Origin of the sequence: Rhizobium rhizoryzae, assembly GCF_011046895.1 — a bacterium.
Lineage (GTDB): Bacteria > Pseudomonadota > Alphaproteobacteria > Rhizobiales > Rhizobiaceae > Neorhizobium > Neorhizobium rhizoryzae.
Genome location: NZ_CP049250.1, coordinates 525596 through 545104, shown reverse-complemented (window position 1 = coordinate 545104; position 19509 = coordinate 525596). Strand labels below are relative to the sequence as shown.

17 protein-coding genes, 1 tRNA gene and 1 riboswitch are annotated in these 19509 nt (G+C 57.8%); of the genes, 13 read left to right on the top strand and 5 right to left on the bottom strand.

The annotated features are described in order from the left end of the window. Positions 1-2: 2 nt before the first annotated feature. A complete protein-coding gene (ppk2, locus tag G6N80_RS08790) occupies positions 3-881 on the bottom strand; it encodes a polyphosphate kinase 2 (protein ID WP_062555256.1) in 879 nt (292 codons plus the stop codon). A 163-nt stretch (positions 882-1044) separates the two neighbouring features. Between ppk2 and phoR the strand changes: the two genes are divergently transcribed. The 7 genes from phoR (at position 1045) to phoB (ending at position 8847) form a co-directional block, all read left to right on the top strand. Then, a complete protein-coding gene (gene phoR / locus G6N80_RS08785) occupies positions 1045-2313 on the top strand; it encodes a phosphate regulon sensor histidine kinase PhoR (protein WP_246251466.1) in 1269 nt (422 codons plus the stop codon). A 205-nt stretch (positions 2314-2518) separates the two neighbouring features. After that, positions 2519-3553 (top strand): substrate-binding domain-containing protein, encoded by a 1035-nt coding sequence (locus tag G6N80_RS08780; RefSeq protein ID WP_062555257.1) that lies wholly within the window; start codon positions 2519-2521, stop codon positions 3551-3553. 196 nt (positions 3554-3749) lie between these two features. After that, on the top strand, positions 3750-5234 hold the full coding sequence (gene pstC, locus G6N80_RS08775) for a phosphate ABC transporter permease subunit PstC (protein WP_062555258.1): 1485 nt from the start codon (positions 3750-3752) through the stop codon (positions 5232-5234). Beyond that, complete coding sequence (gene pstA / locus G6N80_RS08770; RefSeq protein WP_165133100.1) at positions 5231-6550, top strand: phosphate ABC transporter permease PstA; 1320 nt, start codon at positions 5231-5233, stop codon at positions 6548-6550. Before pstC ends, pstA begins: the two co-directional genes overlap by 4 nt. 16 nt (positions 6551-6566) lie before the next feature. Further along, on the top strand, positions 6567-7382 hold the full coding sequence (gene pstB / locus G6N80_RS08765) for a phosphate ABC transporter ATP-binding protein PstB (protein WP_062555260.1): 816 nt from the start codon (positions 6567-6569) through the stop codon (positions 7380-7382). Positions 7383-7432: 50 nt separating this feature from the next. Further along, on the top strand, positions 7433-8143 hold the full coding sequence (gene phoU, locus G6N80_RS08760) for a phosphate signaling complex protein PhoU (protein ID WP_062555261.1): 711 nt from the start codon (positions 7433-7435) through the stop codon (positions 8141-8143). A gap of 20 nt (positions 8144-8163) precedes the next feature. Next, a complete protein-coding gene (gene phoB / locus G6N80_RS08755) occupies positions 8164-8847 on the top strand; it encodes a phosphate regulon transcriptional regulator PhoB (protein ID WP_062555262.1) in 684 nt (227 codons plus the stop codon). A gap of 121 nt (positions 8848-8968) precedes the next feature. Here phoB and G6N80_RS08750 read toward each other — a convergent pair whose 3' ends face one another. After that, entirely contained in the window at positions 8969-9532 is a 564-nt protein-coding gene (locus G6N80_RS08750; RefSeq protein ID WP_062555263.1) for a GcrA family cell cycle regulator, read from the bottom strand. A gap of 417 nt (positions 9533-9949) precedes the next feature. Here G6N80_RS08750 and G6N80_RS08745 point away from each other — a divergent pair, with 417 nt between their 5' ends. The 3 genes from G6N80_RS08745 to G6N80_RS08735 all read left to right on the top strand — a co-directional run bounded on the left by G6N80_RS08745 (position 9950) and on the right by G6N80_RS08735 (position 13329). Next, entirely contained in the window at positions 9950-11146 is a 1197-nt protein-coding gene (locus G6N80_RS08745) for an aspartate aminotransferase family protein (protein ID WP_165133097.1), read from the top strand. 59 nt (positions 11147-11205) lie between these two features. Further along, positions 11206-12117, top strand: a complete 912-nt coding sequence (gene argF, locus G6N80_RS08740) for an ornithine carbamoyltransferase (protein WP_062555484.1) — start codon at positions 11206-11208, stop codon at positions 12115-12117. A 219-nt stretch (positions 12118-12336) separates the two neighbouring features. Further along, positions 12337-13329 carry an Hsp33 family molecular chaperone gene (locus G6N80_RS08735; RefSeq protein ID WP_062555265.1) on the top strand — a complete coding sequence of 331 codons (993 nt, stop codon included), beginning with the start codon at positions 12337-12339 and terminating at the stop codon, positions 13327-13329. A 48-nt stretch (positions 13330-13377) separates the two neighbouring features. Here the strand turns inward: G6N80_RS08735 and apaG are convergent, their stop codons facing one another. Together apaG and G6N80_RS08725 are read right to left on the bottom strand one after the other, a co-directional pair. After that, entirely contained in the window at positions 13378-13770 is a 393-nt protein-coding gene (gene apaG / locus G6N80_RS08730) for a Co2+/Mg2+ efflux protein ApaG (RefSeq protein ID WP_062555266.1), read from the bottom strand. A 214-nt stretch (positions 13771-13984) separates the two neighbouring features. Continuing rightward, the gene (locus tag G6N80_RS08725) at positions 13985-15169 is read right to left on the bottom strand and encodes an O-succinylhomoserine sulfhydrylase (protein WP_062555267.1); all 1185 of its coding nucleotides are present in this window, start codon (positions 15167-15169) and stop codon (positions 13985-13987) included. Positions 15170-15211: 42 nt separating this feature from the next. Beyond that, positions 15212-15289, bottom strand: a riboswitch (SAM riboswitch). A gap of 73 nt (positions 15290-15362) precedes the next feature. On the opposite strand from G6N80_RS08725, the gene G6N80_RS08720 reads away from it, so the two are divergent. Together G6N80_RS08720 and G6N80_RS08715 are read left to right on the top strand one after the other, a co-directional pair. Beyond that, the gene (locus tag G6N80_RS08720) at positions 15363-16457 is read left to right on the top strand and encodes a 2'-deoxycytidine 5'-triphosphate deaminase (RefSeq protein WP_062555268.1); all 1095 of its coding nucleotides are present in this window, start codon (positions 15363-15365) and stop codon (positions 16455-16457) included. Between the two features lie 87 nt (positions 16458-16544). Then, positions 16545-16618 (top strand) — tRNA-Gly (locus G6N80_RS08715). Between the two features lie 16 nt (positions 16619-16634). Here the strand turns inward: G6N80_RS08715 and G6N80_RS08710 are convergent. Next, positions 16635-18467: a glycosyltransferase family 2 protein gene (locus G6N80_RS08710; protein WP_165133094.1), complete on the bottom strand. Its 1833-nt coding sequence runs from the start codon at positions 18465-18467 to the stop codon at positions 16635-16637. Positions 18468-18623: 156 nt separating this feature from the next. On the opposite strand from G6N80_RS08710, the gene G6N80_RS08705 reads away from it, so the two are divergent. Then, positions 18624-19502 (top strand): transporter substrate-binding domain-containing protein, encoded by an 879-nt coding sequence (locus tag G6N80_RS08705; protein WP_165133091.1) that lies wholly within the window; start codon positions 18624-18626, stop codon positions 19500-19502. The last annotated feature ends 7 nt before the right edge of the window (positions 19503-19509 follow it).

The window sequence follows — 19509 nt, the reverse complement described above, 5'->3', positions numbered from 1 at the left end:
ACCTATAGGTCATCGGCCCCGAAGCTGAGGATCTTGTTGTCGATTTCGCCAATCGCCTTCTTGTCTTTGCCGTCATAATCAATCGTCAACAGAATATGCCGGATGATGTTGAGGCGCGCGCGGCGCTTGTCGTTGGCCCGGACCACGGTCCAGGGTGCGAATTTGGTATGCGTTTTCTCGATCATCAGATCGCGCATCTGTGTATAGTCTTTCCACTTGGTCAGGGCCGCGATATCCATCGGCGAAAGCTTCCAAGTTTTCAGCGGATCATGTCTGCGGTCGTGGAAGCGCTTCAGCTGCATCTCCCGTCCGATGTTCAGCCAGAATTTGAAGAAGTGGATCTTGTCGTCCACGATCAGCTGCTCGAAACTCGGAACAACTCTCAAAAAATGCTTGTGCTCTTCCGGAGAGCAGAAACCCATGACCGGCTCGACGCCAGCCCGGTTATACCAGGATCGGTCGAACAGAACCATTTCCCCCTTTGTCGGGAAATGCGTGACGTAGCGCTGGAAATACCACTGACCGGCCTCCGTCTCCGTAGGCTTGGTCAGAGCAACGACACGCGCATAGCGAGGGTTGAGCGCACTGTGGATTGAAAAGATCGAGCCACCTTTGCCGGCCGCATCGCGCCCTTCGAAGAGCGCCATGATCCTCTGCCCGGTCTGCCGCATGGATATCTGCGCCTTCACGAGCTCGATCTGCAACGCCGTCAACTCATCGTCGTAATCTTCGCTTTTCAGCTTCTTCTTGTAGGGGAAGTTGCCGGATGTCAGCGCAGCTTCATCGATCCAGTCGGGCAGTTTTGGATCATCGATATCGAAAACACGCAGCTTCCCCCCGATATCCAGTTCTACTGCGCGACTTCCCTCAGAATCGACCATGCCTGTCCTCCAGATTGCTGATACCAACATTGAACGGAAGTCTTGTCTCTTTGATCCGCTTTGCAAGTCCCGCAACCATTTTTTCCTTATCGTGCGAACCCGCAATGTATATCTGTCATACGGATCGGCTATCTCCAGCAATCGCGTTGCGGGGAGGTGACTGATGGTAGAGATGGGATCGAGCGGGGAGGCGCAGAGCTGGATGGAAGGAATCGGCAAGCGCCTGCGACAGGGCTGGATCGTCATCGCCGTGGCAACGCTTCTGGCGACTGTCGCTCTGCTCGCGCACGTGCCTACCGGACTTGTCCTGGCAAGCTGGATCCTTCTCTTCTTTGCGGTCTTGACGCTTCCGGGTGCAGACAGCAGACCGATCGAATTACCGACTGTCGCGCTTCCTGCAACGCCTGCGCCACCGTCGCCAATCGAGCTTGGAAGCATGTTCGAGGCCATCGACATGCCGGTGATCCTGCTCGGTGCCGATGGCAACATCCTGCACATCAACAATGCTGCGTCGAAAGCCTTTGGCGATCTTGCGCGTGGTCAGCACCTCTCGGCACGTCTGCGCTCTCCGGGCATTCTGGACATGGTTCGCGAGACGATGCGCACGAATCTGCCGAACCAGATAGAGCATTCGGAGCGTCTTCCCTCCGAGCGTGTTTATATCGCGCGGATCGCGCCGATCCCTGCAATCGAAGCTTTGCCAGGACGGCTTTACGCCTTGTCCTTCCGGGATGTCTCCGATCTCAGAAGCCTTGATCGGATGCGGTCGGATTTCGTAGCAAACGCGAGCCACGAACTGCGCACGCCTCTGGCTTCCTTGCGCGGCTTTATTGAAACCCTGCAAGGACCAGCTAAAGGCGATGCGGCAGCGCATGAGCGCTTTCTTGCCATCATGCTGGATCAGGCGACGCGGATGAGCCGGTTGGTCGACGATCTGTTGTCGCTTTCTCGGCTCGAAGTGAAATCCCACATCGCTCCGGACAAGCGTTTGGATCTGGTGCCCCTTGTTCGGCATGTCTGCGATACGCTGGCGCCACTTGCGGAAGATCTCGGCGTCGAAATGCGCCTCGAGATCCCCGATGGAGCCGTTGAGGTGACAGGCGATCGCGACGAACTCGTACAGGTCATCGAGAACCTCGTCGAAAATGCCTGCAAATACGGTCAGGACGGAAAGATCATCGATGTCTATCTGCGGCGAGACGAGAACGAACGCGTCGAATTCGGTGTTATCGACCGCGGGCCCGGTATCCCTGCGGAGCATGTTCCGCGCTTGACGGAGCGTTTCTACCGCGTGAGCGTCGCCGACAGCCGGTCCAAAAAAGGCACGGGCCTTGGTCTTGCAATCGTCAAGCACATCCTTACCCGGCATCGTGCCCGTCTGATCGTCAGGTCGGAACTGGGTAAGGGGACTGAGTTTACCGTCCGATTTTGACGATACTTTCATAATGCCCTTGGTCTTCGAATAAAAAGAATAGGAAATTCATATATTTAGCCTGTCATAAATGTTTCATTGAACTGACATAAAAGGGTTGTGCTCCGGCAGCTATGAGAGGCAAGCCGAAGTGCTGGCCAAGCAAGAGCCAGCAGAAGGCAGCGTCCATTCAAACCCCCTATCGGGCCCCAATCGGGAGATGATTATGACCGTTCTGAAACTTACCGCAGCTGCTTTGGTTGCTTCCGTTGCATTCGCCGGTGCAGCCTCCGCGCGCGACCAGATCCAGATCGCTGGCTCCTCGACCGTCCTTCCTTACGCCAAGATTGTTGCCGAGACCTTTGGTGAAACCTTCACCAACTTCAAGACGCCTGTCGTCGAGTCTGGCGGATCGGGCGCTGGCCTCAAGGAATTCTGCAAGGGCGTTGGCGAGGCGACCATCGACATCGCGAACTCTTCGCGTCCGATCAACAAGAGCGAAGTTGAAGCCTGCAAGGCCGCTGGCGTTACCGAAATCCAGGAAGTTCGCATCGGTTACGATGGCATCGTATTTGCAGCCGACTCCGGCAATGGCGACATGAAGATCGAGCCGAAGGACCTTTACAAGGCTCTCGCAGCGGAAGTCGTGGTCGATGGCAAGCTCGTCGCCAATCCTTACAAGAACTGGTCCGACATCAACCCGACCCTGCCGAAGGGTCCGATCGCCGCTTACATCCCGGGCTCCAAGCATGGCACGCGCGAAGTCTTCGAAGAGAAGATCATGGCTGAAGGCTGCAAGAAGGCTGGCGCTGCCGATGTCATCAAGGCTGCAATTACCGATGCCAAGCAGGCAGCTGCCAAGTGCGTAGCGATCCGCAAGGACGGCGTGGCTGTCGATATCGACGGCGACTACACTGAAACGCTGGCCCGTATCTCGGCCAACAAGACCGGCCTCGGCGTATTCGGTCTCGCCTTCTACGAAAACAACATGGACAAGCTGAAGGTTGCAACGGTCGAGGGCATCGTTCCGTCGACTGAAACTATCTCCTCCGGCAAGTATCCGGTATCCCGTCCGCTGTTCTTCTACGTCAAGAAGGCGCATCTGGGCGTGATCCCGGGTCTGAAGGAATATGTTGAGTTCTTCACCTCCGACGCCATGGTCGGCCCTGACTCCCCGTTGGCAGAATACGGCCTCGTTGCCGCTCCTGATGCGCAGCGCGAGCAGGTCCGCAAGGACTTTGCTGCCGGCAAGACCATGTAATCAGGTCACGGGGGCTGGCGGATCAACCGCCAGCCCTCCGCCAGCCAGCTTTCATGGCGGGACTGGCTCCATTTCTTCGGACGGGCTTTTCTGAAGGCTCAGTATCCTGTTAACCGGAATTCTGTACGGCCTCTCAACGTGAGGCGCGCGGCGCTCGACTGAGCTGAAACCGCTGGGGCGCAAGCCGGGGGATCTTATGACAACTTCCACGCTTCTGTTGATCACAGCGGCAATTGCAATGATCGGCTATCTGGCCGGAAGCCGCCGCGCGCTCGCGCTTGCAGGCGGACGTTCCGCCAGCATGCACTCGCGGCCCGGCTACTATGGCAGCTTCGTTGCCATCTGGTCCGCCCTTCCGGCGGCTCTGCTGCTTGGCGTCTGGCTTGTTGCCGCGCCAGCCATCATCAATTCCAGTATTCGCAGTGAGTTCCCGGCTGAGGTCAAGGCCCAGTCGCAGGCAAGCCAGGGCCTGTCCTTCGGCATGATTGAAGGCATTGCGCGGGGAATGCGCGCGCTGTCTGCCGAAGAAGCGGCCCAGGCCGAACGCAATCCGGCTGATCTGCGCAATCTCATGGGTGCGCGCGGTGTTGCCATTGCAGGCGACCCGGAAGCGTATATGATCAAGGCCGCGAACGATCTGAACAGCTTGAATGCGCGAAGCAATCTGCTGCGCAATATCGCCGTCCTGCTTGTCGCTGTCGGCGGTGCCGCACTTGCCTATCGGCTGATTGCGCCAAGGTTCCGCGCCCGTAACCGTGTCGAATCCGTCATCCTGGCCAGCCTCGTTGTGGCCTCATCCATCGCGATCCTGACAACGGTCGGCATCATTGCATCGATGCTGACGGAGGCCACACACTTTTTTGCCCGCGTTCCGGCTCATGAGTTCTTTTTCGGAACGGTCTGGGATCCCCGCTTCGCAGCAGCGGGAGCGACGGCATCGGAAGGTCAGTTCGGCCTGATCCCGCTTCTGCTCGGTACGCTCTATATCGGTTTCGTCGCCATGTTGTTTGCGGTGCCGATCGGCCTGTTCGCGGCAATCTACATGTCGGAATATGCCTCGCAGCGGGTGCGCTCCATTACCAAGCCGCTCCTGGAAGTGCTGGCGGGTATCCCGACCATCGTCTACGGCTTCTTTGCTCTGACGACTGTCGGCCCCTTCCTGCGTGATATCTCCTCGCAGATCCACGGGCTTGCAACCGGCGACTACTCGAACTTCATCCAGGCGCAAAGTGTCCTAACAGCCGGTTTCGTCATGGGCATCATGTTGATCCCCTACGTTTCTTCCCTGTCGGATGACATCATCACCGCTGTGCCGCGGGCGCTGCGAGACGGTTCGCTCGGTCTGGGTGCAACACGGTCTGAAACGATCAAGCGTGTCGTGCTGCCCGCAGCACTGCCCGGTATCGTCGGCGCCATCCTGATGACGGCATCGCGTGCCATCGGTGAAACCATGATCGTGGTCCTCGCCGCCGGTGTTGCTGCCCGCATCCAGTTGAACCCGTTCGAGCCGATGACGACCGTGACCGTCAAGATCGTCAGCCAGTTGACAGGCGACCTGGAATTCACCTCGCCGCAAACGCTCGTCGCCTTCGCGCTCGGCATCACGCTGTTTATCATCACGCTATGCCTCAACATCTACGCGCTCTACATCGTGCGCAAATATCGGGAGCAGTATGAATGAGCCAGGTCGTCACACCCACGGCCACTGCTCCAGTGGCACGCACACCGCGTCGCGATATTGGACTGAAGAAGCGGTATGCAGCTGAGCGTCGGTTCCGCGCCTATGGCATTGCCGCGCTTTCGTTCGGCCTGATCTTCCTGTTCGTCCTGTTGTGGTCGGTCGTTTCCAAGGGCTACACCGCATTTCAACAGACAGGTGTCACGCTTGCAGTCGAGTTTTCCGAGAAGATCATCGATCCTCAGAGCCAGCGCGCCAGCAATCCGCAGGTCCTGCTGACGGCCAATTATCCCGTCCTGGCCCGCAATGCTCTGGCCAACGCTCTTGGTGTCGCCCAGAACGACAGAGCCAAGCAGAAAGAACTGGGCCAGATGCTGTCGGACGGCGTGCGCAGCCAGTTGCGTGACATGGTCGTTGCGGATCCATCGATCATCGGCAAGACGAAGACTGTCACGCTGCTTGCGGCCGGGGACATCGACTCTGCCTTCAAAGGCCAGATCAACCTGTCGGTCCCGCAGGAAAATCGCAAAGTATCGGACCAGCAGGTCGGCTGGATGAACAAGCTCGCGGAAGCAGGGGCTCTGGCGAAGCACTTCAACACCGGCATCTTCTTCAACGGTGCATCGAGCCGTCCGGAGGCAGCCGGTGTCGGTGTGGCGCTCATCGGCTCGTTCTACATGATGCTGATCGTGCTGGTGCTCTCGCTGCCCATCGGCGTTGCAGCGTCCATCTATCTTGAAGAGTTCGCGCCCAAGAACCGCTTCACGGATCTGATCGAGGTCAACATCAACAATCTCGCAGCGGTGCCATCCATCGTCTACGGTCTGCTGGGTCTTGCGGTATTCATCAACTTCATGGGCCTGCCGCGTTCGGCCTCGCTGGTTGGTGGTTTCGTTCTGACATTGATGACGCTTCCGACCATCATCATTGCGACCCGTGCTGCGCTGAAGGCGGTTCCGCCCTCGATCCGTGCAGCGGCACTCGGCCTTGGCGCTTCCAAGATGCAGACCATTTTCCACCATGTTCTGCCGCTTGCCATGCCGGGCATCCTGACCGGCACGATCATCGGCCTGGCGCACGCTTTGGGTGAGACTGCGCCTCTGCTTCTGATCGGTATGGTCGCCTTCGTGGCCAATTTCCCGACGACCCCGATGGACCCGTCGACGGCGCTGCCGGTGCAGATCTACATGTGGGCGAACGAGGCGGAACGCGCCTTCGTCGAACGCACATCCGGAGCAATCATCATTCTGCTCCTCTTCCTCATTGTCATGAATGTCGGCGCGATCCTCTTGCGGCGCCGGTTCGAGCGGCGCTGGTAGCCAAGGAGACGGTTCTATGAACATGATGACCGAAGCAGCAGTTGAAAAGGCGCTGGATCAGAGAATGAATGACCTTTCCTACAAGATGATCGGCAAGGACGTCTCCGTCTATTACGGGGAGAAGCGTGCCTTGTTCGACGTGAACCTGAATGTGCGGCAGAACACGGTAACGGCGCTGATCGGACCGTCGGGATGTGGCAAGTCGACTTTCCTGCGGACACTGAACCGCATGAATGACACGATCGACAACTGCCGGGTGACGGGCCGGATTACGCTGGATGGCGATGACATCTATGACCCCGCCATCGATGTCGTGGAATTGCGCGCACGCGTCGGCATGGTCTTCCAGAAGCCGAACCCGTTCCCGAAGTCGATCTACGAGAACATTTCCTACGGCCCACGGATCCACGGCCTTGCCCGCTCGAAAGCCGATATGGACCAGATCGTTGAGGCGAGCCTCCAGCGCGCCGGCTTGTGGAACGAAGTGAAGGATCGCCTGCAGGAGTCCGGAACCGGTCTTTCCGGCGGCCAGCAGCAGCGCCTCTGCATTGCCCGTGCCATCGCCGTATCGCCTGAAGTGATCCTGATGGACGAGCCATGCTCGGCACTCGATCCGATTGCCACGGCCAAGGTGGAAGAACTGATCCATGAGTTGCGCAGCAATTATACGATCGTCATCGTGACGCATTCGATGCAGCAGGCGGCGCGCGTATCACAGCGTACCGCCATGTTCCACCTGGGTCAGTTGGTGGAAGAAAACGATACCGACAAGATGTTCACCAACCCGGATGACCAGCGCACGCAGGACTACATCATGGGCCGCTTCGGCTGAGCCCGACTGATCCTGACCGTCCCTGACACTCCAGATCCGAGGAAAACTCCATGTCATCGCATATCATGTCAGCCTTTGATGAAGAGCTGAAGTATCTCAATCGACGCATTTCGGAAATGGGCGGGTTGGCCGAACAAATGTGCGCCGATGCCGTGCACGCCTTGGTGAACGGCGATAGCGCTCTCGCTCAGAAGGTCATTTCCGACGACGTCATCCTGGACAATGCCGAGCGCGAAATTCAGGAAAAGGCCATCGTTACGATTGCCAAGCGCCAGCCGATGGCGGCGGACCTGCGTGAAATCATCGGTACGCTTCGGATCGCGGCTGATCTTGAGCGCGTCGGCGACCTTGGCAAGAACAACGCCAAGCGTGTGATTGCCGTTCAGGGCACCGGCGTTCCACGCAAGCTGGCGCGTGGGCTGGAGCATCTTTCCGAACTGGCGCTGGTTCAGCTCAAGGAAGTTCTGGACGTGTTTGCCAACCGTTCCGCCCAAAAGGCTGAAGCGATCCGTCAGCGCGACGAAGAGATCGATGCCATGTACACCTCGCTGTTTCGCGAGCTTCTGACCTACATGATGGAAGATCCCCGCAACATCACAACCTGCACGCATCTTCTGTTCTGCGCGAAGAACATTGAGCGCATTGGCGACCATGCGACCAACATCGCCGAGACAATCTATTACATCGCGACCGGTGCACAGCCACAGGGAGAACGTCCCAAGGACGATAGCTCCAACACATTGGGCGCTGTCGTCGAGTAAGCCGGAACGGAGTGATTGCCATGCAGCCGAAAGTTGCGGTTGTCGAAGATGAGGAGGCGCTCAGCGTTCTCCTGCGCTACAATCTTGAGTCTGAGGGCTACGAAGTCGAAACCATTCTGCGGGGTGACGAAGCCGAAATCCGGTTACAGGAACGTGTTCCGGACCTTTTGATCTTGGATTGGATGCTTCCTGGCGTATCCGGTATCGAACTCTGCCGCCGGCTGCGCATGCGGGCGGAAACCGAACGCCTGCCGATCATCATGCTGACGGCGCGGGGCGAGGAAAACGAGCGCGTTCGTGGCCTCGCAACCGGCGCCGATGATTACGTCGTGAAGCCCTTTTCGACGCCGGAACTCATGGCCCGCGTCAAAGCCATGCTGCGCCGCGCAAAGCCTGAAGTCTTGTCCAGCGTCCTGAAGTGCGGTGATATCGAACTGGATCGGGAAACGCATCGCGTTCACCGCAAGAGCCGAGAAGTGCGGTTGGGTCCGACGGAGTTTCGCCTGCTGGAGTTCCTGATGGCCTCGCCGGGACGTGTGTTTTCACGATCGCAGTTGCTCGACGGCGTCTGGGGTCACGATATCTACGTGGATGAGCGAACAGTGGATGTGCATGTCGGGCGCCTGCGCAAGGCCCTGAATTTCTCGAACATGCAGGATGTCATCCGCACGGTTCGCGGTGCCGGCTACTCTATGGAATCCTGAGAGGCTCTCCAGGATCGAGACGAACAGGCCCGGCGAAGGCCGGGTTTTTTGTTGCCCAAGGACAAGGTACAAAAAAACGGGCGCGCGGCCCGTTTTTCGAAAACCTGGATGTGTCTAACGATCAGCCGCGGGAAACGGCATTTGCCGCTCTCCGGCGCTCCGTCACAGGCTGGTAGGCCATGCGGGCGTGGTACTTGCAGTAGGGCGAGCCATCACAGGCTTCTGCGCCGCAGAAGTGAAAGTCTTCCTTCAAAGGATCGCCTACCGGCCACTTGCAGGTGCGCTCCGTCAACTCGGTCAGGACCAGGCGACGCGCCTCGGGCATTGCACGATCATTGACCGGCACCAGTTCCGTCGGCTCAAGGACAGTAATGTCCATGTTGTCTGTCGAGGAAATGATATTGGCCGGACGAGGAACCGAACGGTTTGCCGGCGCAGGCGCGGACGTTGGCCTTGCAGCGAAAGTTGCTGGCCGTGCCGCGGGCGGTGCCGCAGGACGCTTTGGAGCGCGGGTCGGGGTGGCCGGACCGCCTGCCTTCACGCGACCAGGGAGGTTGAGACGGTGCACCTTGCCAATCACGGCATTGCGGCTGACGCCACCCAGCTGTGCGGCAATCTGGCTCGCGCTCAGGCCTTCGGCCCATAGCCGTTTCAACTTCTCGACGCGTTCGTCTGTCCAGTTCATGCAGTCTCTCCGCCTTGAGCACGCATTAGAAGACAGAATCTCTCACCGTTACGGCGAAAGTAATTCGCCGCGCATACTATATCTATACTTTTGGTGACTAGTTCCGCCGCATGCAGTCTAGTAATTGATGATTAACCTAATGGGCGCCGGACTCGCTGACAAGAGTCGGCGGAATCGCTGCGAATCGATTTCCGGGTTTTCCCCAACTTGCTTGAAAGGCGAGTCATTTTTGCCACAGAGAGTTGAGTGGCAGTCAAGCCGCCTTTGTCGCCGTTTTCCGCTGTGAATCAACGCTTTTGTTGACAGGGAGTAGCTAAATGCGGATAGTGCCGACGCCGTCCTTTGGGGCGGCATTTTGATTTCTGGTGGCGCATGCCACCGCCGGTTGGATTTTTTGCCTCAAGGAGTGATGTCGCCATGGCTGAAGCCGCGCTTTTCGACACGTTTGCAAGGGCTCCATTGCGCTTCGTGCGCGGTGAGGGCGTCTGGCTCGTGACGGAAACGGGAGAGCGATATCTCGATTTTGGTGCGGGCGTTGCCGTCACCTCGTGCGGTCATTCCAACCCGCATCTGGTTGAGACGCTGAAATCGCAGGCTGAGAAGGTCTGGCATCTGTCGAACCTCTATGAAATTCCGGATCAGGAGCGTCTCGCGCGCCGTCTGGTCGATGCGACCTTTGCCGACAAGGTGTTCTTCACCAACTCGGGTGCTGAAGCGCTCGAATGCGCCATCAAGACCGCGCGTCGCTATCACTATTCAAAGGGCCATGCGGAGAAATTCCACATCATCACCTTCGAGGGCGCGTTCCACGGTCGTACGATTGCGACCATCGCCGCAGGTGGCCAGGAAAAGTATCTGGAAGGCTTCGGACCAAAGGCGCCGGGCTTCGACCAGGTTCCCTTCGGCAATCTGGACGCACTGAAGGCTGCGATTACCGAGAACACTGCCGCTATCCTGATCGAACCGATCCAGGGTGAGGGCGGTATTCGTGTGGTCGAAAAGGAGTTTCTGAAGACACTGCGCGATCTGTGTGACGAGCATGGCCTCCTGCTCATGTTCGATGAGGTCCAGACCGGCGTTGGACGTACCGGCAAGTTCTTCGCCTATGAGTGGTCTGGCGTGACGCCAGACATCATGGCAGTCGCCAAGGGCATTGGCGGCGGTTTTCCTTTCGGCGCCTGCCTTGCAACGGCTGAAGCGGCGTCCGGCATGAAGCCTGGCGTGCATGGAACGACCTATGGCGGCAATCCGCTTGCCATGGCCGTGGGGAATGCCGTGCTCGATGTCGTCCTTGAGGAAGGCTTCCTGCAGAATGTTCGAGATGTCGCCCTCGTTTTCCGGCAAGGTCTTGCGGCGTTGAAGGACCGGTTCCCCGGCGTGATCGAAGAGATCCGCGGCGAGGGCCTGATGCTGGGCATCAAGGCCGTCGTTCCAGCTGGGGAACTTGCGACTGCCATGCGTGACGAGCACCTGCTGGGAGTACCGGCAGGCGACAACGTCATTCGCCTTCTGCCGCCGCTCGTTGTAACAGCCGAAGAGGCGCGGGAGGGTATTGCCCGTATCGAGCGCGCCGCTGAGAAGTTGCAACGGGACCAGTTGAAGAAGTCAGCTTGAACCTGGGTTTTTGAAACGAAAAGGGCCGCCGGATGGCGCCCCGATGGATTGATCGCATCATGGCAAAGCATTTTCTCGATTTCTCGGCCGTTTCCTCCAACGAACTGCGTTCTATCCTGGATGATGCACGCACGCGCAAACAGGCAACGAAGGCAGGAACTGCGGACAAGCCGCTCGCGGGCAAGATGCTCGCCATGATCTTTGAAAAGCCGTCCACGCGCACACGCGTCTCCTTTGATGTCGGAATGCGCCAGCTTGGCGGCGAAACGCTTTTCCTCTCCGGTACCGAAATGCAGCTGGGGCGCGCGGAAACCATCGGCGACACCGCAAAGGTTCTTTCGCGCTACGTCGATGCGATCATGATCCGCACGACAGATCACAAGCGGTTGCTGGAATTGGCAGAGCATGCCACTGTTCCGGTCATCAACGGCCTGACGGATGAAACGCATCCCTGCCAGATCATGGCCGATCTCCTGACCTTTGAAGAGCATCGTGGGCCTGTCACCGGCAAGACATTTGCCTGGACCGGCGATGGTAACAACGTGCTGCATTCCTTCGTCGAGGGAGCTGCCCGCTTTGGATATCGCATGAATATGGCGGTTCCATTGGGCTCTGAGCCGCTGGACAAATACTTGAACTGGTCGCGCAATAATGGCGGCGAGATCATGCTCTGCCATGAGGCAGAGCGAGCGGTAAGCGGCGCAGACATGGTCGTGACCGACACCTGGGTGTCCATGAACCAGGAACACAAGGCGCGTGGTCACAATATCTTCCAGCCTTTCCAGGTCAACGAACAGTTGATGTCGAAGGCGAAAAGCGACGCCCTCTTCATGCATTGCCTTCCGGCCCACCGCGGCGAGGAGGTGACGGACGAAGTTATCGACGGTCCGCAGTCCGTTGTTTTCGACGAAGCGGAAAACCGCCTCCATGCGCAGAAGTCCATTCTAGCGTGGTGCCTGGGTGCTCTCTGAGCGACCTTCGGTCTGGACGGGATTACGACGGTTCAACCCGGCTCTCCTGCTCGGCTTGACTTGAAGGGACGTCATCCCCATCTCTCGGCTTTCCAATGGGCATCTGCCGCATGAGCAGGTGTATCAACACAACATCGTCGGCCTGTTTCCCCCGGTTCAGCGGTTCCGCTTGACCGGGTTATGTGCGAAATGGATGGCTCCGGCGTGAAGGAGTGACTTATGGCTGAAGCCACCGTCGATTTGAATGAACTGCATTTCGCAGGAGACGACAAGGTCGTGCCCTTTCAGGTTGAAGGGCTGGATGTGCGCGGACGCGCTGTCCAGTTGGGCCCGATCCTCAACCAGATTCTTGGGCGCCATGACTATCCGGCTCCCGTTGCAAGATTGCTGGCGGAAGCCATCGTCCTGACGGCACTGATCGGCACCTCGCTGAAGTTCGAAGGCCGCTTCACGGTCCAGACAAAGGGCAATGGTCCGGTCGATCTGCTGGTCGCGGATTTCACGAGCCCCCAGAATATGCGCGCCTATGCACGTTTCGATGAGGATGCGCTGGCGGTGTCGGTCAAGGCAGGGCGGATATCTCCGCCTGAGTTGTTGGGTGCGGGCGTGCTGGCTTTCACGATTGACCAGGGCCGCGGAATGCAGCCTTACCAGGGCATCGTGCCGCTCGATGGTTCTTCGCTCGAAGAGATTGCGGGCGTCTATTTCCGTCAGTCCGAGCAGATACCGACAAAAGTGCGGCTGGGCGTAGCTGAGCTCTTTGATCGGGACGAAAGCGGTAAACCCCGCCATAACTGGCGTGCTGGCGGCGTGCTGGCGCAGTTTCTGCCAGATGCTCCAGAGCGGATGCGTCAGCCGGATCTGCATGGCGGTGATGGGGATGAGCGTGAGTACGACCTGGCAGAGGATGATGCCTGGTCTGAAGCCAGCATGCTGGTTTCGACCGTTGATACCGATGAACTGACGGATCCACAGGTCGGGATAGAGCGCCTGTTGTACCGGTTGTTTCACGAACGGGGCGTGAGGATCTATGAGCCGCAGTCGGTTCTGGATCGTTGCAGCTGTTCGCGTGACAAGATCAAGGATGTCTTGGCGGGATTTTCTGCAGAGGAAGTCGAGGCAAGTCAGGATAATGGCGAGATCGCCGTTACCTGCGAGTTCTGCTCTACAACGTATCGCTATCCGATAACAGAGATCCAGCCCGCCGAGTGATGCGCGTGAGGAAGACGGTGTCCATGCCGTCTTCCAGTCCACTGGCAGTCAGTTCAGTATGCGCAGCAGGCCCGGCGAATCCAGCGAGAAGGCTGGAATGTCCACGATGAAGGTGCGGCCGTCATCCGTCTGCATCTGATAATGGCCGAACATGATGCCGGATGGCGTATCGAGTGGGCAGCCGGAAGAATATTCGTAGGTATCCCCTGGTTCCAGGCGCGGCTGTTCGCCGACCACCCCCGGTCCCTCGACCTCATCCACCAGCCCGTTTTCATCCGTGATGTGCCAGTAGCGATGGATCAACTGGACTGTCGTATCCGAATGATTGGCAATAACGATACGGTATCCCCAGACGTAGCGGCCATCTTCCGGATCGGATTGCTCCTCCAGATAATAGGGCTCCACTTCGACTTCGATATCCTTCGTCCGTGCGCGATACATAGGCGACACCTCACTGCCTTGATGTACGGATATCGTACAGCTTGCGGGCAGGGTCAAGAAAGACGCGGAAATCCTCCAGCAAAAACATGGAGTTTCAGCGGTTAATGCTAACCGTCAAGGTAAACATCGATTTAAGGCCCTTTGATGGACCGGCCAAACACCGCGGATCTGCATGAAACAGCATTGCAGTCCGCTGTGTCTGTCGAGTAGTTGGTCAGCCGCCGATCTTGGCAATCGCCTGAGACAGATCGTCGATCAGATCCTCGGCATCCTCGATACCGCAGGAAAGCCGCAAGGTGCCGCCGGTGATACCCGCCTCCGCACGGCCTTCTTCAGAAAGGTTTTTGTGCGTCGTTGTTGCGGGATGGGTGATCAGACTTTTCGCGTCGCCGAGATTGTTGGAGATGCGCACGACCTTCAAGGCGTCCTGAAGTGCGAATGCCGCCTCCTTGCCGCCCTTCAGTTCGAAGCAGACCAGCGTTGAGCCACCCGTCATCTGCTTGGCGATGATATCCGCCTGCGGATGGTCCTTGCGTCCTGGATAGATGACCTTGGCAACCTTGGTCTGGTCCGCCAGGAAGTCGGCAATCTTGGCGGCATTTTCCGTCTGTTGCTTCACGCGCAGCGGCAGGGTTTCGAGGCCCTTCAACAATGTCCACGCGTTGAAGGGTGACATGGCCGGACCGGTATGGCGGAAATAGTCGTGCAGGTTTTCGTCGATCCACTGCTTGTCGGACAGCACGATACCGCCGAGGCAGCGGCCCTGACCATCAATGTGTTTGGTTGCCGAATAGACGACGATATGAGCGCCAAGTTCCAGCGGCTTCTGAAAGAGGGGAGTCGCGAATACGTTGTCGACGACAACCTTGACGCCGATCTGGTTGGCGAGTGCGGCAACCGCGGCAATGTCTACCACTTCAAGCGTCGGGTTCGTCGGGCTCTCGAGGAAGAACACCTTGGTGTTCGGGCGGACTGCCGCCTCCCAGTTCGTGATGTCACGGCCATCGACCAGCGTGCACTCCACACCGTATTTTGGTGCCAGTGTTTCGACGATGTAGCGGCAGGATCCGAAAAGTGCGCGTGCCGCGACGATATGATCGCCAGCCTTCACCTGACAAAGAATGGCGGCGGCCACGGCAGCCATGCCGGATGCGGTGGCGCGAGCATCTTCAGCGCCTTCCAACGCAATCATGCGCTTTTCGAACATGTCGTTTGTCGGGCTGCCGTAGCGCGCGTAGATGAAGCCGTCGGTCTCGCCTTTGAACCGGGCTTCGGCGGAGGCGGAGCTCTCGTATACAAAGCCTTGAGTCAGGAAAATCGCTTCGGAAGTTTCGCCGTAAGGGGAGCGCAACGTGCCTTCATGGACGAGCTTCGTTGCGGGGCGCCAGGTCTTGCTCATGTCGTGTTACCACTTCAAAACAAAAAAACCGGTCGCAATGGGACCGGTTCGCACCCGGTCCTTTAGCCACTTGTTTAACGTGGCTGCAAGCCGACCGGCCAAATCACCACGGGATAAGCATGCCTTACGCCCAAGCAGAGCTTGCGTCAATTCCCTGCTTTTGCTTTTGTCGCGCGATTGAAGGATAGGGTTTATGGAACGTACAGCGGGTATTCTGGCAGATCGTGCGATCAAGGCACTCTTCGCCGAGGGTCAATTGAAATCCGAGGCGCCACTGGATGGTGACCAGATCCAGCCGGCAAGCCTCGATCTTCGACTGGGCTCCAAGGCCCTGCGGGTGCGCGCCAGCTTCATGCCGGGCCGCAGCAGCACGGTTGCAAGCAAGCTCGACCGGCTGACGCTGCATGAGATCGATCTGGAACATGGCGCTGTGCTTGAGACAGGCTGCGTCTACATCGTGCCGCTGATGGAAAGCCTTGATCTGCCTGCGGAACTCTCTGCGTCCACCAATCCGAAAAGCTCGACGGGAAGGCTCGATATCTTCACGCGCGTGATGGTTGACCACGCCCAGGAATTCGACAAGATTCCCGCCGGTTACAGCGGCCCTCTCTATCTGGAGATCTCGCCGCGCACTTTCCCTGTCATCGTTCGCCGCGGCTCCCGGCTTTCGCAGATCCGCTTCAGAGTGGGCAATGCGCTGTTGAGCGAGGCGGATCTTGTGGAACTGCACGCGGCTGAAACGCTGGTCGCAAGCGAAACGCCCAATGTTTCAGGCGGTGGCATTGCGCTCTCCATCGATTTGAAGGGAACCGGTCCCGAAGGCTTGATTGGCTACAGAGGCAAACATCATACCTCGGTCATCGATGTCGACAGGAAAGCTCAGCACGAGGTTCTGGATTTCTGGGAGCCGATCTACAGCCGTGGACGCAATGAACTGATCCTCGATCCGGATGAGTTCTACATTCTGGTCTCGCGCGAAGCAGTCCATGTGCCGCCCTCCTATGCCGCCGAGATGACCCCTTACGATCCACTCGTCGGAGAGTTTCGCGTGCATTATGCCGGTTTCTTCGATCCGGGGTTTGGCCATGCTGCTGCAGGTGGCTCAGGCAGTCGTGCAGTCCTGGAAGTTCGCAGTCACGAGGTTCCGTTCATTCTGGAGCATGGGCAGATTGTCGGACGGCTGGTTTACGAGCACATGCTCGAACGGCCGCAAGGCCTTTATGGCACCGGTCTCGGTTCCAACTATCAGGCGCAGGGTCTCAAGCTCTCCAAGCATTTCAAGCTATAGGCTTCACGGCCCGCGATGCGGATACGCGGAAAGACGCATTTTTGCTTGATGGTGCATGACGCCGATGCTAGTTCTCGAATGTCGAGCGCGGGTGTAGCTCAATGGTAGAGCAGCAGCTTCCCAAGCTGAATACGAGGGTTCGATTCCCTTCACCCGCTCCAAATCCAGCCGACGCAATCATCCATCCGGCATTGCGGCCTCATCACGTGGCCTGTGAGGCGTCTTGTGCCAGAAGAATGGGCGTGTCCGCAGTTCATTCGCAGCGCGCCAGGCGGCCCTCGACACCATCATCCAATAATAGGGAAGAGCCATCCACCGCCATCCCACCCTCCGCTTTTCTTCTGCAACCATGCACTTCAGGCCGAGCAGGAGAAACACGGCGTAGCTGCCAAACACATTGAAGAGATCCAGCACGACCAGAGCGCGAGTCGTGAGGCTCGAACCGCTGTCAATGTCGATAAAGACCCGGTAGAGAATCGATATGAGAAGAACGGGCGTGAGCGGGTGCATCAGGGCTGAGAGCAGCATGCCGCCAATCATGAGCTGGAATGTCAGCATGGCTGGAAAACCCAACTCGTGTGTCGCCTTGCCCGGGTTGCGCATGATCACGAGCCAGGTTTGGAACCATCCCTTGAACCAGCGAACACGTTGGCCGAGCCAGATATTGTAATTCACGGGCGCATCCTCGACAGTCTGATAACGCAGGGTCTCAGCCCGGTATCCGTGGCGAAACAGCCGCATTCCGAGATCCGCATCTTCTGTCACGTTGAATGGGTCCCAGGCTCCAACCTCGCGTAGGACATCGGTTTTGAAATGATTGGATGTCCCGCCAAGTGGTAGCGGCAATCTGAACCGGGCCAGCATGGGCAGGAGACCGCGGAAGAGGGCGGCATATTCGAGTGCAAACAAGGCACTGACCGAGCTCTTCTCTGGATTGCCGATAACGAGAGGCGATTGGAGGCAGGCGACGTCGGGAGGTGCCGCAACAAACCGGGTATATGCCTCAAGCAATTGCTTGGGGTGCGGTCTGTCTTCCGCATCGTAGATGGTCAGGTATTCACCGCGAACTCCAGCCAAGGCATAACTCAGCGCTTTCGGCTTTGTTCGCGGAGCACAGGGTGGCACTTCAACGACCTCGAAATTCGGCGGCAGCCGGACCTGCTTGAGGGCGGTCAGTGTGTCGAGGTCGTCGGCCTCACAAACGAGCTTGATATCCAGCCGGGCGCTTGGCCATTCGAGACGCTCCAAACTGCGAATAAGTTGTGCTGCGACTTCCGCCTCTTTGTAAAGGGCGACCATGACGCAATAGCGCGGAAGGGCAGGGGGAAGGTCGATAAGGCGTGGTGGCGGCGACTGTTTCCTTAAAAGGACCAAGGCAACAATGCGTAGAATGATTGCAAATAGATAGGAAACAGAAAGAATGACGTGGATCAGCGGCAGCATGAGTGCGGGGGCATGCAACAGGATCAACAGCAAGGCTGCAAGGATCCCGCCACCGAGAAAGCCCTGCTTGCCGGAAGCGACAATGCGGGCTGATGCATCAGGCGCAGTTTCGAAAAGATGGAAAACAACAGAGCGCACGCGCCGTTCTGCTCCGCATGTCCACACTGCCTTTCGAATGGCGGACGGCGTGGTGACGACCAAAGTCTGACGAAGATCCGGAAGTTTTCTGAGGAGTTCCGCTGTGGCGCCGAGCCTCGCAGCCTGCGGAACGATAGCAACCTTAGGGGCGCGATGCCGTTCGATAACCCGCACTTGAGTGGGGTATTGAAGCTGACTGTCCAGCCGCGGGAGATCCTGAACATTGTCTCCGTTGATCTTCGCCGTAAAAGGCAGTCCGAGCATTTCAGCCATGGCTTCGAAATGCCGTTCTTCGTCAATATGCCGGTTCGCCAGCAATTCCTCCTCAAGCGAGGATTGATTTATGGCCGCCTGCCGTGACAGCCTGCTGACGAGCGTACGAGAAACACCCAGCAGGCGAAGAGCCCCTGCCTCATCGAGGTCCGGCAAAAGTTCTCTTTTGCGTGCAGGCGAGGGCTCATGTTGCGAGCCCTCTGATATCTTGGAGTCAAGAATGTCCTCTTGATATTCCCCCGAAACGGTCAAGCTGGTACACCGTGATAGGCCGTTGCCGATACTTCGATATGGATGACAGGATTGCAACTAATGAGTTTTATTCGAGAAATAAAGCCTGGATTTAGAGTTGCATTTCTTCTTATTTTATCAATTATTTCAATAATTTATGTTCAAGTATCTCAGGCTGCGGAGAACCTCGGGGGCGTACCTGTCCTATCGGACCCGAATGAACGTTTAACCAAGCCTGATTTGTCAAACCTTGCTCGCTTTCGCATATTGACGGCGTCTGATTTTCCTCCGTTCAATTTCGTCGATCAGACCGGACGACTGGCTGGTTATCACGTAGATGTGATCAGAGAGGTGTGTAGAGAGCTGAACATCGAGGCCAAATGTCAGGTCCAGGCTATGCCGTACGCAGATCTGGAGGGGGCTCTCGAGGCTGGAAACGGTGAAGCCGTGATGTCTGGAATTGCGATAACGTCCAGCTTGCGGCAGAAGTTTTCTTTCTCCAGACCCTATTTGTTTCTGCCAGCCCGGTTCGCTGTACAAGGCAAACTCGGTTTGTCTGGCCGGGCAGGAGACGCTTTGGCAGGACGGAAAGTTGGTGTAATCGCCAATACCGCGCACGAGAAAATGCTTGGAGCATTCTTCCCAAAACTCGTGGCCGTTCCTGTGAACGGGCAGGAAGAATTGTTCTCTTCACTCAAGGAAGGCAAAGTCGATGCAATCCTCGCAGATGGCGTGAGAGTACCCTTCTGGGTCGCCAGTCCTGCTGCAGAAAAGTGCTGCGTTCTGCTGGATGGCCCCTACCTGTCTCAGCATTATCTGGGTGAAGGGTTCGCGGTCATGCTTCGCAAGGGAAATGCGGTTCAACTGACGGCGGCCGTCGACTATGCTCTGGCTCAACTGGCTGCAAAAGGGCGACTACAGGACATCTATCTTCGCTACTTCCCCAACGGCTTCTACTGAAGCAGCT

Bases quoted from the DNA above. Each gene is read 5' to 3' on its own strand.
- G6N80_RS08750 (WP_062555263.1), bottom strand. From the start codon at position 9,532: ATGAACTGGACAGACGAACGCGTCGAGAAGTTGAAACGGCTATGGGCC.
- argF (WP_062555484.1), top strand. From the start codon at position 11,206: ATGGCAAAGCATTTTCTCGATTTCTCGGCCGTTTCCTCCAACGAACTG.
- pstA (WP_165133100.1), top strand. From the start codon at position 5,231: ATGAGCCAGGTCGTCACACCCACGGCCACTGCTCCAGTGGCACGCACA.
- phoU (WP_062555261.1), top strand. From the start codon at position 7,433: ATGTCATCGCATATCATGTCAGCCTTTGATGAAGAGCTGAAGTATCTC.
- phoB (WP_062555262.1), top strand. From the start codon at position 8,164: ATGCAGCCGAAAGTTGCGGTTGTCGAAGATGAGGAGGCGCTCAGCGTT.
- pstB (WP_062555260.1), top strand. From the start codon at position 6,567: ATGAACATGATGACCGAAGCAGCAGTTGAAAAGGCGCTGGATCAGAGA.
- G6N80_RS08705 (WP_165133091.1), top strand. From the start codon at position 18,624: ATGAGTTTTATTCGAGAAATAAAGCCTGGATTTAGAGTTGCATTTCTT.
- G6N80_RS08720 (WP_062555268.1), top strand. From the start codon at position 15,363: ATGGAACGTACAGCGGGTATTCTGGCAGATCGTGCGATCAAGGCACTC.
- pstC (WP_062555258.1), top strand. From the start codon at position 3,750: ATGACAACTTCCACGCTTCTGTTGATCACAGCGGCAATTGCAATGATC.
- G6N80_RS08725 (WP_062555267.1), bottom strand. From the start codon at position 15,169: ATGAGCAAGACCTGGCGCCCCGCAACGAAGCTCGTCCATGAAGGCACG.
- G6N80_RS08735 (WP_062555265.1), top strand. From the start codon at position 12,337: ATGGCTGAAGCCACCGTCGATTTGAATGAACTGCATTTCGCAGGAGAC.
- phoR (WP_246251466.1), top strand. From the start codon at position 1,045: ATGGTAGAGATGGGATCGAGCGGGGAGGCGCAGAGCTGGATGGAAGGA.
- ppk2 (WP_062555256.1), bottom strand. From the start codon at position 881: ATGGTCGATTCTGAGGGAAGTCGCGCAGTAGAACTGGATATCGGGGGG.
- G6N80_RS08780 (WP_062555257.1), top strand. From the start codon at position 2,519: ATGACCGTTCTGAAACTTACCGCAGCTGCTTTGGTTGCTTCCGTTGCA.
- G6N80_RS08745 (WP_165133097.1), top strand. From the start codon at position 9,950: ATGGCTGAAGCCGCGCTTTTCGACACGTTTGCAAGGGCTCCATTGCGC.
- apaG (WP_062555266.1), bottom strand. From the start codon at position 13,770: ATGTATCGCGCACGGACGAAGGATATCGAAGTCGAAGTGGAGCCCTAT.